This is a genomic window from Virgibacillus sp. W0181, assembly GCF_051846915.1.
GTDB lineage: Bacteria > Bacillota > Bacilli > Bacillales > Amphibacillaceae > JBPYCR01.
In genome coordinates, this window is record NZ_JBPYCR010000052.1 from 1 (window position 1) to 14,198 (window position 14,198).

General features: G+C 36.1%; 15 protein-coding genes and 1 riboswitch. Of the genes, 12 read left to right on the forward strand and 3 right to left on the reverse strand.

The window, feature by feature from the left end:
• Positions 1 to 580 precede the first annotated feature (580 nt).
• Positions 581 to 1,636, reverse strand: coding sequence for a C40 family peptidase (locus ACLIBG_RS14780; protein ID WP_439313531.1), 1,056 nt, complete (start codon positions 1,634 to 1,636; stop codon positions 581 to 583).
• A 171-nt stretch (positions 1,637 to 1,807) separates the two neighbouring features.
• On the opposite strand from ACLIBG_RS14780, the gene ACLIBG_RS14785 reads away from it, so the two are divergent.
• The 9 genes from ACLIBG_RS14785 to ACLIBG_RS14825 all read left to right on the forward strand — a co-directional run bounded on the left by ACLIBG_RS14785 (position 1,808) and on the right by ACLIBG_RS14825 (position 7,238).
• Positions 1,808 to 2,764 carry a thymidylate synthase gene (locus ACLIBG_RS14785; protein ID WP_439313532.1) on the forward strand — a complete coding sequence of 319 codons (957 nt, stop codon included), beginning with the start codon at positions 1,808 to 1,810 and terminating at the stop codon, positions 2,762 to 2,764.
• 25 nt (positions 2,765 to 2,789) lie between these two features.
• Positions 2,790 to 3,278, forward strand: a complete 489-nt coding sequence (locus ACLIBG_RS14790; RefSeq protein WP_439313533.1) for a dihydrofolate reductase — start codon at positions 2,790 to 2,792, stop codon at positions 3,276 to 3,278.
• Positions 3,279 to 3,296: 18 nt separating this feature from the next.
• On the forward strand, positions 3,297 to 3,875 hold the full coding sequence (gene mobA / locus ACLIBG_RS14795) for a molybdenum cofactor guanylyltransferase (protein WP_439313534.1): 579 nt from the start codon (positions 3,297 to 3,299) through the stop codon (positions 3,873 to 3,875).
• 154 nt (positions 3,876 to 4,029) lie between these two features.
• Positions 4,030 to 4,218, forward strand: a complete 189-nt coding sequence (locus tag ACLIBG_RS14800; protein WP_439313535.1) for a twin-arginine translocase TatA/TatE family subunit — start codon at positions 4,030 to 4,032, stop codon at positions 4,216 to 4,218.
• A gap of 70 nt (positions 4,219 to 4,288) precedes the next feature.
• Positions 4,289 to 5,041 (forward strand): twin-arginine translocase subunit TatC, encoded by a 753-nt coding sequence (tatC, locus tag ACLIBG_RS14805; RefSeq protein WP_439313536.1) that lies wholly within the window; start codon positions 4,289 to 4,291, stop codon positions 5,039 to 5,041.
• A 31-nt stretch (positions 5,042 to 5,072) separates the two neighbouring features.
• Positions 5,073 to 5,285, forward strand: coding sequence for a YozE family protein (locus ACLIBG_RS14810; RefSeq protein ID WP_439313537.1), 213 nt, complete (start codon positions 5,073 to 5,075; stop codon positions 5,283 to 5,285).
• A 410-nt stretch (positions 5,286 to 5,695) separates the two neighbouring features.
• A complete protein-coding gene (vrrA, locus tag ACLIBG_RS14815) occupies positions 5,696 to 5,965 on the forward strand; it encodes a VrrA/YqfQ family protein (RefSeq protein ID WP_439313538.1) in 270 nt (89 codons plus the stop codon).
• 59 nt (positions 5,966 to 6,024) lie between these two features.
• Positions 6,025 to 6,984, forward strand: a complete 960-nt coding sequence (gene msrA / locus ACLIBG_RS14820) for a peptide-methionine (S)-S-oxide reductase MsrA (protein WP_439313539.1) — start codon at positions 6,025 to 6,027, stop codon at positions 6,982 to 6,984.
• Positions 6,985 to 7,031: 47 nt separating this feature from the next.
• The gene (locus tag ACLIBG_RS14825; RefSeq protein ID WP_439313540.1) at positions 7,032 to 7,238 is read left to right on the forward strand and encodes a DUF6501 family protein; all 207 of its coding nucleotides are present in this window, start codon (positions 7,032 to 7,034) and stop codon (positions 7,236 to 7,238) included.
• Positions 7,239 to 7,258: 20 nt separating this feature from the next.
• Here the strand turns inward: ACLIBG_RS14825 and ACLIBG_RS14830 are convergent, their stop codons facing one another.
• Positions 7,259 to 8,449, reverse strand: a complete 1,191-nt coding sequence (locus ACLIBG_RS14830) for a M14 family metallopeptidase (protein WP_439313541.1) — start codon at positions 8,447 to 8,449, stop codon at positions 7,259 to 7,261.
• Between the two features lie 159 nt (positions 8,450 to 8,608).
• On the opposite strand from ACLIBG_RS14830, the gene ACLIBG_RS14835 reads away from it, so the two are divergent.
• Complete coding sequence (locus tag ACLIBG_RS14835) at positions 8,609 to 10,144, forward strand: FAD-dependent oxidoreductase (protein ID WP_439313542.1); 1,536 nt, start codon at positions 8,609 to 8,611, stop codon at positions 10,142 to 10,144.
• A gap of 818 nt (positions 10,145 to 10,962) precedes the next feature.
• On the opposite strand, the gene ACLIBG_RS14840 is transcribed toward ACLIBG_RS14835, so the two are convergent.
• Entirely contained in the window at positions 10,963 to 12,510 is a 1,548-nt protein-coding gene (locus ACLIBG_RS14840; protein ID WP_439313543.1) for a BCCT family transporter, read from the reverse strand.
• 310 nt (positions 12,511 to 12,820) lie between these two features.
• Between ACLIBG_RS14840 and ACLIBG_RS14845 the strand changes: the two genes are divergently transcribed.
• Together ACLIBG_RS14845 and ACLIBG_RS14850 are read left to right on the forward strand one after the other, a co-directional pair.
• Entirely contained in the window at positions 12,821 to 13,168 is a 348-nt protein-coding gene (locus tag ACLIBG_RS14845) for a 2Fe-2S iron-sulfur cluster-binding protein (RefSeq protein WP_439313544.1), read from the forward strand.
• Positions 13,169 to 13,507: 339 nt separating this feature from the next.
• Positions 13,508 to 13,593, forward strand: a riboswitch (cyclic di-GMP riboswitch).
• Between the two features lie 87 nt (positions 13,594 to 13,680).
• On the forward strand, positions 13,681 to 14,198 hold a 518-nt coding region (locus tag ACLIBG_RS14850), incomplete at its 3' end, for an EAL domain-containing protein (RefSeq protein WP_439313545.1).

The following is a 14,198-nucleotide window of genomic DNA, read 5'->3' on the forward strand; positions in this document are numbered from 1 at the left end:
GCACCCTTCTGCATTAAATTTTGTTCGTAATCCGTTTAAAGCGTTATTAATAAATCATAAATTAAATAAAATTATAAGAAAAACAAAGAAAACAAGAGAAAACGTTAGTATATAGAGGGAGTATAAATTTTGTGCATAGCTGTCTAGCTTCGACGTACAAATTTTTTCGATGGGACGAAAGCGTAGCTACAGTCCCAGGCGGCGCCACAAATCTTTTCGGTGGGACGAGCATTCACGCGCAGTCCCAGGACGTGGCGTTCTAAGCCTGCCAGCCCAGAAACTAGGCGACTTCCTGCAGCGCCTTGCGATAAAGAAGACTTGCCGATTGGCTTAGACAGAGGCTTAGTCGCCCTTATGCCCTTGGGTGAAAGTCATCATCGATTCGCACAGGTAAAGGAGGGCCAACTAAATACGCCCTCCCGCGCCAACGTTGGCATACCCCTTTTGCAGGGGCATGATTCCTTTATCTAGGATGGGTTGGAATGTTCGATTAAAACCGCCACTTTGCGTGGCAACATCGAACCACCAGCTTTGAGCTGGCGCATTCGCTACATTTCTAAGCAGGGCGCTTGCGCTTTTCCTATTTGATGCGTTTTGCACCTAAGTATCTCTGTTTCCAATACGAATTACTCATTTCGCTAATTTCAACTCCACGTGAAGCACCTGCATGGATAAATTTTCCGTCTCCTAAGTATATTCCCATATGAGATGGTCCCGGCTTATACGTTTCAAAAAAAACGAGATCGCCAACGGAAGGGGAGTCTACTGGTGTAGCAAAGTTCCATATATCCGATACAGTGCGGGGGATTGTATAATCCTGTTGTTCATAGACATATTGAATATATCCACTACAATCAAAGCCATGTGGTGATTCCCCGCCCCAAACGTAAGGTGTTCCGATATAAGCCCTCGCTTCCTTTATAATTCCAGCATGATTTCCATCTACGGTAACGGTAGCTTGCTTTACTTCTTTTTCGATAACTTCATTTTTCACATCAGTTTCTGGCTTTTCTTCAGTTATAGGTTGTTGTTCAACTGCCTGTTCTTCGACTTCATCATTTTGCTCTTCCGCTTCATATAGTGAAGTTAACGACTCTTGTGTTACGCTTTTCGTTAATTCGATTCCGTGTTCTTCTTCCGCCATCTCCAGTGCTTTTTTCGTTAGAGGGCCATAGATTCCATCGATTTTTGCTTCATAGTAACCAAAATAATATAGAGCTCGTTGTACGATCCGAACATCTTCACTATGCAAACCAGGATAGATGGAATCGGACAAATCTTGTATTTGATCGATATACTGTTGTTTTTCTTCAGCAATTAGTTTTTTCATTGTTTTTTTGTCCGCTTTTCCGGTAACTTCTATATTTCGGGATGATTGGAATTTTTTTACCGCATGTTCTGTCAAAATGCCGAATTTTCCGTCCAAATCATCATCATAGTATTCCAGTTTGTTTAATTTTGTTTGCAGAACACGAACCGTTTCACCTTTTTCTCCGTGTTGTATTTGTCCGGATTCCAGTAAGAGGTTGTTTTGAAATACAGGGTATGCATCGACATACATCGCTAACGGTTGACTAAGCGCATAGCTGTACAAAAACGAATGTTTTGCGACGTGTTTCAAAGTTGCATTCACCATGCAAAAATCCCCTTTCTTTTCAACTTGCTCTTCTACATAATTTATGAATTAGACTATTATTGTATACGTTACGATTATATTACAGCAGTAACACTCCCGATAAAATTGTAGATTTATGATATAATAGGCCTTTATGGTATTATGGAATTACTTTGCAGTGGGGGAGAGCTTATGAACAAAGGTGAACAAGCATATTTGAATTTATGTAAACATATATTGGAAGATGGTATTCGGAAAGAAGATCGGACGAACACGGGAACATACTCTATATTTGGGCATCAAATGCGTTTTAATTTGCGAGAAGGCTTCCCGTTGCTTACGACAAAGAAAGTTCCTTTTAAACTAGTTGCGAGTGAGTTGCTTTGGTTTATAAAAGGAGATACGAACATCCGTTACTTATTGGAAAATAATAACAACATATGGAATGAGTGGGCATTTAAAAGATGGGTGGATAGCGAAAATTATACGGGTCCGGATATGACAGATTTCGGGAACCGCAGTCAGCATGACCCAGATTTTAACGAGAAATATAAAGAGCAAATGGGCCTATTCAAAAAGTATATACTTGAAGATGAACAGTTTGCTAAAATATACGGAGACCTCGGCTTCGTATATGGTAAACAATGGCGCAGATGGAAAACGTCAACAAATGAAACGATTGATCAATTAAAAGCGACAATCGAAAATATAAAAACAAATCCGGACTCCAGACGTCATATTGTTTCGGCCTGGAATCCTGAAGATATTCCGATGATGGCATTACCTCCGTGTCATACGCTATTTCAATTTTATGTCGCGGACGGAAAGTTATCGTGCCAGCTGTATCAACGAAGTGCAGATACATTTCTTGGTGTACCATTCAATATTGCCAGTTACGCATTACTGACGCATTTAATTGCTCATGAATGTAACCTTGAGGTGGGTGAGTTTATTCACACATTTGGTGATACACATATATATACAAATCATGTCGAGCAGGTTAAAACACAATTGACCAGGGAAATAAGATCATTCCCACAATTAAATATAAACAAAAATAAATCGTCAATTTTTGAATTTGAATTGGAAGACTTGGAAATAAGCGGGTATGACCCACATCCGGCGATTAAAGCACCAATCGCCGTTTAACAGTGTTGTGCAGGAGGTTTAGTTTATGATTTCTTTATTAGTAGCAATGGATCGTAACCATGTAATCGGCTATCAAAATGAGATGCCTTGGCATTTGCCGAAAGATTTGAAGTTTTTTAAAGAAAAAACAACAGGCCATGCGATAATAATGGGAAGAAAGACATTTGAGTCTATAGGGAGAGTTTTGCCTAACCGTAGGAATATCGTTTTAACGAGAGGACAAATGGATTTCCCGGAAGAGGTGGAGGTAATTGAACACATTTCTCGTATCCAAGACTTAAATAATGAACATCCCGATGAGGAATTTTTCGTAATTGGCGGAGGGAATATTTTTAATCAAGTACTGCCATATGCGGATCGTTTATATATTACAAAAATAAATGCGGAATTTGAAGGAGATACATACTTTCCACTGTTTAATGAGTCGGAGTGGACACTTACTTCGAAAGTGCAGGGGGTAAAGGATGAGAAGAATCCTTATGACTATTACTTTTTGCAGTATGATCGGAATTAGATTAGGGAAGGGGATATCATGCGTACTTGTGGAGTTATCCTGTCAGGTGGAAAATCATCAAGAATGGGGACGAATAAAGCATTATTACCGGTCGAGGGCAAACCGACAATCCAGCATATTTCCGAAACGATCAACCAATGTGCGGAACAAGTATACGTTATTGCCAATAATCAATCCGATTATACATTTTTAGGGCACCAACAGTTTAGTGACAGGTATAAAGAAAAAGGTCCATTAGCCGGGCTGGAATCGGCATTATACCATATTGATGCAGATGTTTTTTTGTTAGCGGCCTGTGATATGCCATTTTTACAAATTGATGTATATAAAGCTTTGCTGGCACAAACAGAAGGGTATGATGCTGTTATTCCCGTTTTTGAGGGACGGATTCATCCGCTGTGCGGCATTTATAAAAAAACGACATTAGTAACCATTCAACAGCAGATTGAAGCGGACGATCTTAAAATAAAGCATTTTTTAGATCGTGTCCGGGTAAACTATGTACACACCTTTCCGGGAATATTGAACAAAATGCTGCATAGACATTTTTTTAATATGAACGATCTCAGTCAGTACGAAACGGCTAAGTTGTTATAACTTGTTAAAAAGTTTATGCGCGTGTTAAACTATAATCAGTTATGAATGTTGTATGTCCTTTTCGCTAAAACTATTTACTCTTTAAAGGATTCAGATATAATGAGTACGAACAAGTAATTTAGAATGAATGAAATAATTCTTCGAGGTGATAAATATGGCTCAAATTGGAATTCCCAGCTTAATATTAATTTTGATTGTAGCATTAGTTATTTTTGGTCCTTCCAAATTGCCGGAAATTGGTAAAGCGGCCGGTAGTTCATTGAAGGAATTCAAAAATGCGACAAAAGGAATTATTGGTGACGAAGAAGCAACAGACAAGAATAAAGATAATAGTTCTAATTAGTAAATAATTGGGGGTGTAGGGGAATGTTGCCTTACATCTTTTTTTGTTATATTTTTAGGGAGAGAATGTCATGTCGGATAATCAGGAAATAAATCAAGAAAAGGAAATGGATATTGTCGGTCATTTATCCGAGCTTCGCAAACGTATTATTGTGACTGGCGTTATTTTTATAGCCTTTTTTATTACAGCCTTTATCTTTATTAAGGATATCTATTATTTTTTTCAAAAAGATATTGACTTTGTTTTAAAATATACAAGTCCCGGTGATATTGTGTGGATTTACTTCACCATTGCCGGATTAGTAGCGATTGTAGGTACACTGCCAATACTATGTTTACAACTTTGGTTATTTATTAAACCTGGTTTAACATCTCCGGAAAAAAAGATATCATTATCATACATACCTGCTATATTCTTCCTATTTATTGGAGGTTTGGCATTCGGGTATTATTTGTTTATACAACTTATCTTACCTTTCTTATTATCGCTTAATGACGGGATGTTTGAAGAACTTTTTACGGTTGACAAGTATTTTAAATTTATCTTCCGGGTTACAATACCATTTGCCATTCTATTTGAGCTTCCAATTATTACAATGTTTTTGACAAGTCTCGGACTAATAACTCCATCATTTATGAGAAGAACCCGCAAATATGCGTATTTCATTTTACTTGTTGTTGGAGCTTTAGTAACACCTCCGGATATTGTGCTGCAGGTTGTAGTTGCTATTCCGTTATTTATTTTATATGAGATCAGCATTTATTTATCTTCCGTTGTTTATCGAAATAAAATAAAAAAGCATAATGAATACATGGAACAATAATAAAATCAATTATCGGGAGTGCTATTGAGAAATGCAGAGTTTTTACCAATTCATGATGACGTTTCGGGGAAAGCTGAAAAATGATTCAGAAAGCGAGTTAGCAGAATGGATGTTTACAGATCATGACTTTCCAAAACATGCTGTAAGCTATGATGAGGTAAGTGATTATTTAGAGTGGAACAGCCCTTTCCCTGAAGCATTAAAAGTATTTGATAAACTATGGAACATCTATACAACGATATAAAGCAATTACAAAAAATGCGCTGTTATTTCATCATTCTTGTTAAATCGTCATGACTAGACATAATAGGTGAGCAATTGTTGGTTTATGCGCTTTCCCGGGAAATATTATTAGGAAATTATTTATTTTGGTATCCGTATCATTAATTGTATAGAGGGTGCACGAGGGCCTACACACTTTACTCTTTTATACGTACAATAGTCTAGAAAGTAATCGGGAAATTGCTTTTTATACTTATACAAAAGGGGGAGCTGATATTCATGTTTCCATCTAGGCGTCCATCAACATTTTATAATACCTCTTCATTTCGGGGAAATCAAAGTTTTTTTCAGCCATATCAGCCGGCGGTGCGTCCTTCTTCAACATCGTTTTCCACTTTGGCTACTAAGGGAGTGGGAGGACTTTCCAAAACATTGACTAATGTACAACAAGTTTTGCAAGTTGTACAATCGGCAGCTCCAATCGTTCAGCAATATGGTCCGATGGTTAAAAACATTCCGATGATGTATCATATGTTTAAGGCGTTTAAGGAAATGGATAATGATACGGAAGATGAAGAGGAACAATTAGCGGACGATGATTTAAATGAAGCAGAACCATTGGAGGATATAATGGAATCAACAACTTCCTCGGAGGATCTAGAATATAAAGATGGTAAGTCCAAACCAAAATTGTTTATATAGTTCAATGTACGTTCAGTAGAGGATAAGCATTATATAAACATAAACAGGAGGTAATGATCATGGCAGAGAACAGAGAAAAAGCTACATTCGCAGGTGGTTGCTTCTGGTGTATGGTTGAACCATTTGATGAGCGCCCCGGAATCATTGAGGTTACTTCAGGATACACAGGTGGCCAAGTGGAAAATCCTACGTACGAACAAGTTTGTACGAATGAAACTGGTCATGTAGAAGCAGTGCAAATAACTTATGACCCATCTATATTCCCATATGAAGAGCTTGTTGAGACTTTTTGGCAGCAAATTGACCCGACAGATCCCGGCGGCCAGTTCAATGATCGAGGATCGTCCTATCAGACGGCAATATTTTATCATAATGAAGACCAGAAGCGAATTGCTGAAGATTCGAAGCAAAAGCTTGCTGAAAGTGGACGATTTTCCAAACCAATTGTTACAAGCATTTTACCTGCTCAAACATTCTACAAAGCAGAAGAAGCACATCAGGATTACTATAAAAAACAACCTTTTCATTATCAAATGTACAAAAAAGGTTCCGGAAGAAAAAATTTTATTCAAGAAAATTGGAAAACAAAATACGATAAAAATGAACTAAAACAAAAGTTGTCTCCAGAGCAATTTTATGTAACACAAGAAAAAGGTACAGAAAGACCGTTCGAGAATGAGTATTGGGACCATAAAGAAGAAGGAATTTATGTAGATATTGTTTCCGGTGAGGTGTTGTTTTCTTCCAAAGAGAAGTTTGATGCGCATTGCGGATGGCCAAGCTTTACGAAGCCGGTTGATCCTTACCGGATTGATGAAGATCAAGATTATAGTCATGGAATGATTCGTACAGAAGTCAAAAGTAAGGATGCTGACTCCCATTTGGGTCATGTATTTCCTGACGGTCCGAAAGAGCATGGTGGTTTACGCTATTGCATTAATTCGGCCGCTTTAAAATTTATTCCAGTAGAGGAAATGCAAGAAAAAGGTTACGAGAACTATTTATATTTATTTGATTAATTAGTTGTCAATAATAATATTATGTTAACTAAAGGTTGGGAAGATTTATGATTCATTTGGATTGGGAGAATAATAAACCTATAAAACAAGTAGAATGTGTGCATACGGAAGCTAAGAAGTTTATTGTAAACAACAAGCTGACGTGTGGGAAGAAATATGATGTGATTAATGAAACGGAAGAATTTTATTTTATCATTGATAATAGTAATCGGGTGGGCGGATTTTTCAAAGAATATTTCAAGGAAATAGAGTAAATTCTATTTCCTTGAATCATCTATAAATATAGATTAGCCAGTAAAATACCTAATGATTCTTCATAAATTTCGTCAAATTGTTCAATTGGTAAAGGGTTTGTTCCCAAACCGAGTTCGATTGTAAAGCCGGGCTTTCGAAAATCTTGTATAAACCAATCTTTATAGCCTGCGTAGCTGTCCACATAACGAACCGGCATGTAGCCACTGACTCGGGAAAATTCATTAACAATTGCTTCTGACTGTGGAGGTTCGAGCCCTTCAAAACCCCAATATATTTCCTCTCCTTGTGTATGAAATGCATTAACCCATTGGAAATTACTATTTCTAGTCAATTGAGCCATTACAATAGCTTCAGGCTCCGACAATGGATATGGTCCTGGATAGTCACGCGGCTTAGGCTCGTTTGGCTTTCTATTTGCTTCTGTCTCCCAGCGAGCCGGATATTGATTATTCAAATCAATGCCACGGATATTTGCTTTCCAATTGGAAAAATTTGTATTTTGGTTATTGATTGCAAGCACTTCTTCCTTAAAGTTACCTGCAGCATTTGCCCCATTGATTACTAAATTCACACCATCTGGATTGACCATTGGTACAAAAGACAGTCGGGTATTTATAAAATGGGGCAGAAGAAACAACCCACGTATTGATAAGTTATTCGTTAATGACAGCGCATATTGATTGATAAATTTCAGTAATACCGGAGTAGTTATCCATTCGTTTGCATGAAAAGATGCATTTGAATGGATTTCTTTTTGACCGGCTCCGATTTGTAGTTCAATTATATTTTTCCCCATTACAGAATTCCCGATTGTTCGTGAAAAGATAAATGGGTAGACTTCCTGTAGCCGATTTATATCTTTTAACATTTTTTCATACGTGTAGTTATTCGGATTAGAAAAGATCAAGTCCGTTACTCTTTCAGGTATCAATATCTTTTGACCAATTTCCAAGTTACGTGGATCAAGCGATTGATTTACAAATAATAAAGCATTAACTGGCAGTGACAGTGTGTTCGCAAGGGACCACAATGAATCGTTCGGTTGAATCGTGTAGGTTGTTAATCGATAGCCGGGAATGTTGACGCGATCTCCAATTTGTAATTGGTTCGGATTCACCTGTGGATTGGACATAGTGATCAATATTAAAGGAATATCAAATAATTGACTATAAAACCATAATGTGTCTTGGGCCTGTACGCGTATTTCCATCTGTATCAAACTCCCTTTTACTTAAATAATAAATTGTATGAGAATCGTAACTAAAAAATGATGGTTCATAAAAAAGCTTCTATGCTTTAATACATACATATCAAAAAACAAGACCATACTATACGTGAGAAAGGAAAGAGGTAGAAAGGACGGGAAATAATGAAAGATGAAAATATGCCACAGTACCCCAAATCATTTTGGCGAGAATCAATTGATCCGCTTTCATTTCCACAGCTGAAAGAATCCATAAAGGTTGATGTAGGAATTGTCGGTGGGGGTATTACCGGGATAACTACAGCTTATTTATTATCTAAAACGAATTTGAAAGTAGCATTATTTGAAGCAGGAGAACTATTAAGTGGGACGACTGGACATACTACTGCAAAAATAACCGCACAGCACGGTTTAATTTATGATGAGCTAATAAACCACTTTGGAGCTGAAAAAGCATTATTATACTATGAAGCAAGTATGGAAGCAAAAAGTATTATTGAGCAACTGGTCAATGATTTTAATATCAATTGTAACTACCAACAGGAAGATGCTTATTTATTTACCAATTCCGATACGTATATTTCAAAGTTAGAAAATGAACAAAAAGCGTATGATCAATTGAATATTGATCATAAATTAACGGACAAAATGCCTCTTGATATTCCATTAAAATCAGTATTAACGATGAAAGGTCAAGCACAATTTCATCCGCTTGAATATTTGAAGGTGCTAATTGATCAATGTGTAAAAAGTGGAGTGCAAATTTACGAAAATACTACTGCAGTTGATTTGGAATTCAGCAAACACCCAACTATATTGACGCGAAACAGACAGCGTGTTACTTGCCGCCACGTTGTACAAGCATCACATTTTCCATTTTATGACGGGCAAGGTTTTTATCCTACTCGCATGTATGCTGATCGCTCCTATGTTCTTGGTCTAAAAATGAATGACACGTATCCGGGTGGAATGTATATTAATGCGGAAACTCCGACAAGATCAATACGACGCACCAAAACGAATGATGGTCAAGATTTATGGTTAATAGGGGGGGATAGCCATAAAACAGGGCAAGGAAAAACCACCATCAAACATTATGAAGCGCTGCACGAATATGCTAAAACCTATTTTAACATTAATGACTTTGCTTATCGTTGGTCCGCACAGGATTTAATATCATTGGATAAACTTCCGTATATAGGGCCTGTTACAAAACAGCAACCGTCCGTATTGGTTGCCACTGGATTCAGAAAATGGGGAATGACAAATGGAACGATCGCAGGCAAAATAATGTATGATCAAATAATGGACAATGACAATAAATATAAAGACGTGTTTGTACCATCGAGATTCAAAGCCGATCCATCATTTAAAAAACTTATTAATGTAAATACAGATGTAGCAAAACATTTAATTAAAGGGAAATTAGAATACACAGGTGCGAAACTGGAAGATATGAAAGCTGATGAAGCGAAAGTAGTACGAGTTCGAGGTAAACGTACGGGGGCATATAAAGACAATAATAACGAACTACACTTAGTAGATACGACGTGTACACATTTAGGCTGTGAAGTGGAATGGAATTCAGGTGACCGTACATGGGATTGTCCGTGTCATGGATCTCGTTTTGACTACCACGGGGAAGTTGTTGAAGGTCCAGCGAATAAACCATTGGATAAAATATCTCTTGATGAAACATAAAATTTTATGTAAATATTTTCAATTAACGTTTTATAACGACAAATAATGGGAATTATATAACTAAGCAAGGAGTAAACATTCTATACAAGCCAATACATGAAAAACAAACATTAGAAAGGAATGTTGAATATGGCTGACAATTGTATAAGTTGTGGTTGCGATGCTCACGGAGAAGATATTCTTTGTGAAGAATGTTATATGATTATAAACGAATAGGAAAATATTTATATAGCTAAAAAATTAACGACAATTTAAAGTGATGAAAAAGTAAGCATGAAAGATCCTTAATGATCTAATGCTTATTTTTTATGATTTTTTTAATTTTATCTCAAAAACACAATAATACTTGTTTATGAGATAAAATATTAAATCACTTATTTAACTTCCGATAATATATATTATGTAAACTAGGAAAAGGATTGCTAAAACAAAAAGTATCCCGGTTCCTTCTATAATAATCATTATGAGGAAGTTGTTATCTTCTACTTGATAACAACTATGCGGAAATGAACTATAACCTATAAGTAGTTAATAATCAGTACTTGAGTCGTTCCTTAAGTACTGGTGTGTGCATTCCATAATAAAATCAATTGAAGGTTTGTTTTATTAATTTCACCGAAGCAACCGATGATTTCTTGTTTTATTTGCAAGTCGAAAAAAATATTCCATCCATACCATTACAGGATATGCCCATGATTTAGACTGTTATCCCCTTCCATACAAACATACCAATTACTCCAGGAAGCTTCAATTTCCCTTACGCCTAATAATGATAATTAGGAACTGTGGCAGAATCATCATTATCGTTTTTGGTAAACTTAATCACCATTCTTTTCCTTATCTAATTGTTGCTTTTCTACTTCAGTATAAGGACGAACCATTAAGCCCATTTCATTCCGTTCTTGTACGATCGATTTTAAAAAGGACGCAATCATTAGAATTAAAATAATTGAAAATGGTAGAGCTACAGCAATAAGTGCATTTCGTAATGCGTCAAGCCCTTTTGCTGATAGTAAAATGACTGCGATTGATGATTGTGCAACTCCCCAAGTTAACCTAACAAAAATCTTTGGATTAATCGATCCGAAAGTTGTTTGCATACCTAAAACAAATGTAGCAGAGTCCGCAGATGTAATAAAAAAAGTTGAAATTAGTAGAATTGCGACGATTGATAATAATGTTGATAAAGGAAGTACATCAAATACTGCAAAAAGTATTTCTTCGCTTAATAAACCTGTTAAATCAGTTGTGTGACGCTGAACGTCGATAGCTGTTGCACCGAAAACTGTAAACCAAAAAAAGCTGAATAGTGTTGGAATTAATAAAACTGCCGATAAAAATTGCCGGATCGTTCTTCCACGTGATACACGCGCAATAAATATACCTACAAACGGTGACCAGGAAATCCACCATGCCCAATAAAAAATAGTCCAATTATCAATCCATTCCCTATTATTTGCCTCATTCAATGGAGCGGTTCGAAAACTCATGCGTGCAAAACTCTCTATATATGTCCCAATCGTATCTACAAAAGTGTTTAAGATAAATAAAGTAGGACCAGTAATAATAACGAGAACCATTAATATTGTAGCAAACACCATATTTGAATTAGACAATATCTTAATTCCTTTACTAATCCCCGTCCATGCTGAAATCATAAATAAAATTGTGACGGTAAAAATAATAATAAATTGTACAAAAAAACTTACAGAAATATCAAATAAATAAGACAGGCCACCATTGATTTGAACTGCACCAAATCCTAGTGTCGTTGCAACACCAAAAGCAGTTGCAAACACTGCTAAAACATCGACAACTGTACCAGCATATCCATTCATACGATCACCAAACAGCGGCTTTAGTGTTGCCGAAATAAGACCAGGCTCTCCCTTTCGAAATTGAAAATAAGCAAGTGGCATTGCGATACTCGCATATACGGCCCATGCATGTATGCCGTAATGGAAAAATGTAAAGCGCATCGCCTCTTGAAATGCTGCGTGTGTTTCTGGACTTTCTGTAGAGGGATGAATGGCGTAATGTGATAGTGGTTCAGCAGCACCAAAGAAAACTAATCCTATCCCCATCCCAGCAGAAAATAGCATCGCAACCCAACTAAAAAAGGAATACTCAGGCTCTTCATCAGGCTTACCTAATGTAATTTGCCCCATCGGACTGACGATAAAAAAAAGACACAATAATACGATCGCTGTAACAAGTAATAAATAATACCAGCCAAATGACTTTGTAATCATTAATTTTAAGTAGTCAGTTACTGAACCTAAACTTTCAGGCGCAATCGAACCATATAGAACAACACAAAATACAACTACGGCTGAAATCCAAAAAACTCGCGAAATGCTTTTCATCATATCACCTAATTTTTTTAATTAGCATTACCGAATGCCCTAAACTTATGTAAATTGATTATAAGGCATTTGGTGTACTAATCTTTATAGGTCATTCTGATAAAAAGAAAAAATTGTTAAGTGCTGAATCCCGAGTATGGAAATATTTTAAGTGATATAAGTTGTATTTAGAAATAAAAATTAGTGACCATACCGACTGTTATGGTTGTACTTTTCTACTTCAATAAGTAATCATTTATACTACGTAAAGATAGTCTGCTAAGATAATAATTAATCGATATATTTATAGTACATGATAGTGAGGTGTAAAATGACAAAGGTTATTTTTTATCATGCAGATGAATTGTTAAAAAGTGTGTCTATTCATAAGGGACAAACAATTTTAAGAGCGGCGAAACAAGGACGGGTTGCTTTACAACATAGATGTGGAGGCAAAGCACAGTGTACTACTTGTAAGGTGATGATCGAAGATCAATCAGGAGTTTCAAGCGCTGAAGACAAAGAAATTAAGAGACTTGGCTGCCATAATATTGCGAAAGGAATGAGATTAAGTTGCCAAACAGAGGTGATCAAAGAAGTTGAGGTCGTCATCCCTGAAGATCCGTACAAAGCGCGGATACGGGCTTTACTAGCTGAGCAAAAGGGTGATAATTTATAAATCATTGAGTTAATCAATTTTATGTATTGCCCCCTTTCCTAGCTTTATTAATACTTTTTCACGGTGTCATTTATTCAAATTAGATACTATATTATCTCTGGTGAACTTGATTTTCAGCAGGTAGATTGTACGAATTAAACAATTTAGATAAACGGCGACAAAAAGAACGGCCTTCCCCTCTTTTGATATCCGTATTTTGTCCTCTTCATATTTTGTAAATGTTGCCTTTAAATAGTCACAAAGAACTATTTGTCGGTAATTATTTACAAAAAGTGTGCAAAATATGTCGAGAATATAGTATAATTGTCATTATAAAAAACCATACATATATTAATAAGTTTACGATAATGGCAAACTTGTCGAAAGATAAGGACGCAAAACTACGGGCCTAAAGCATTTCTTGCAACGGTAGCCGAGTCACCGAAAAAACTACCTAAAAAGGGCGCGCTAAGTTTTTTGGTGCCCCCTTTTTGTGTATCGTCCTATATTACAGTTAGTAGGAGTGTCGGATGTTGTCCATTAAAAAGTTTATCAAATATAAAAAATTCTGTCATTACTTTCAACCTATATATAATCTAGACAATAGAAAAAAGGTTGGTTATGAGGCACTTATCAGATCTAAGAATTTCTCTAACCCTAAACATATTTTTCAAGTTGCCAAAGAAAATAATCAACTTTATGAATTAGATTCTCAATCTATTTACAAAGCAATCTTGGCCTACCATTCTACTGAATTATCAAGAAAAAATGGGTATTTATTCTTGAATATCTTGCCATCTACAATTTTAAAACAAGAACTTCCATCTTTTCTTGAACAAATTATGCTAGAAAATAATTTGCAAAGCCAACAAATTGTGCTAGAAATTTCTGAGTCAGAAATAATTAAAGATTTTGTCAGCTTTAAAAAGCAATTAAGAGAACTTAAAATACAAGGGTTTTTAATAGCTATTGATGACGTTGGAAAAGGATTTTCTGACATGCAAACTATGATTGAATTGGAGGCAGACTATTTGAAATTAGATCGTTATTT

Bases quoted from the DNA above. Each gene is read 5' to 3' on its own strand.
- msrA (WP_439313539.1), top strand. From the start codon at position 6,025: ATGGCAGAGAACAGAGAAAAAGCTACATTCGCAGGTGGTTGCTTCTGG.
- ACLIBG_RS14840 (WP_439313543.1), bottom strand. From the start codon at position 12,510: ATGAAAAGCATTTCGCGAGTTTTTTGGATTTCAGCCGTAGTTGTATTT.
- mobA (WP_439313534.1), top strand. From the start codon at position 3,297: ATGCGTACTTGTGGAGTTATCCTGTCAGGTGGAAAATCATCAAGAATG.
- ACLIBG_RS14785 (WP_439313532.1), top strand. From the start codon at position 1,808: ATGAACAAAGGTGAACAAGCATATTTGAATTTATGTAAACATATATTG.
- ACLIBG_RS14825 (WP_439313540.1), top strand. From the start codon at position 7,032: ATGATTCATTTGGATTGGGAGAATAATAAACCTATAAAACAAGTAGAA.
- ACLIBG_RS14810 (WP_439313537.1), top strand. From the start codon at position 5,073: ATGCAGAGTTTTTACCAATTCATGATGACGTTTCGGGGAAAGCTGAAA.
- tatC (WP_439313536.1), top strand. From the start codon at position 4,289: ATGTCGGATAATCAGGAAATAAATCAAGAAAAGGAAATGGATATTGTC.
- ACLIBG_RS14790 (WP_439313533.1), top strand. From the start codon at position 2,790: ATGATTTCTTTATTAGTAGCAATGGATCGTAACCATGTAATCGGCTAT.
- ACLIBG_RS14800 (WP_439313535.1), top strand. From the start codon at position 4,030: ATGGCTCAAATTGGAATTCCCAGCTTAATATTAATTTTGATTGTAGCA.
- ACLIBG_RS14845 (WP_439313544.1), top strand. From the start codon at position 12,821: ATGACAAAGGTTATTTTTTATCATGCAGATGAATTGTTAAAAAGTGTG.
- ACLIBG_RS14830 (WP_439313541.1), bottom strand. From the start codon at position 8,449: ATGGAAATACGCGTACAGGCCCAAGACACATTATGGTTTTATAGTCAA.
- ACLIBG_RS14835 (WP_439313542.1), top strand. From the start codon at position 8,609: ATGAAAGATGAAAATATGCCACAGTACCCCAAATCATTTTGGCGAGAA.
- ACLIBG_RS14780 (WP_439313531.1), bottom strand. From the start codon at position 1,636: ATGGTGAATGCAACTTTGAAACACGTCGCAAAACATTCGTTTTTGTAC.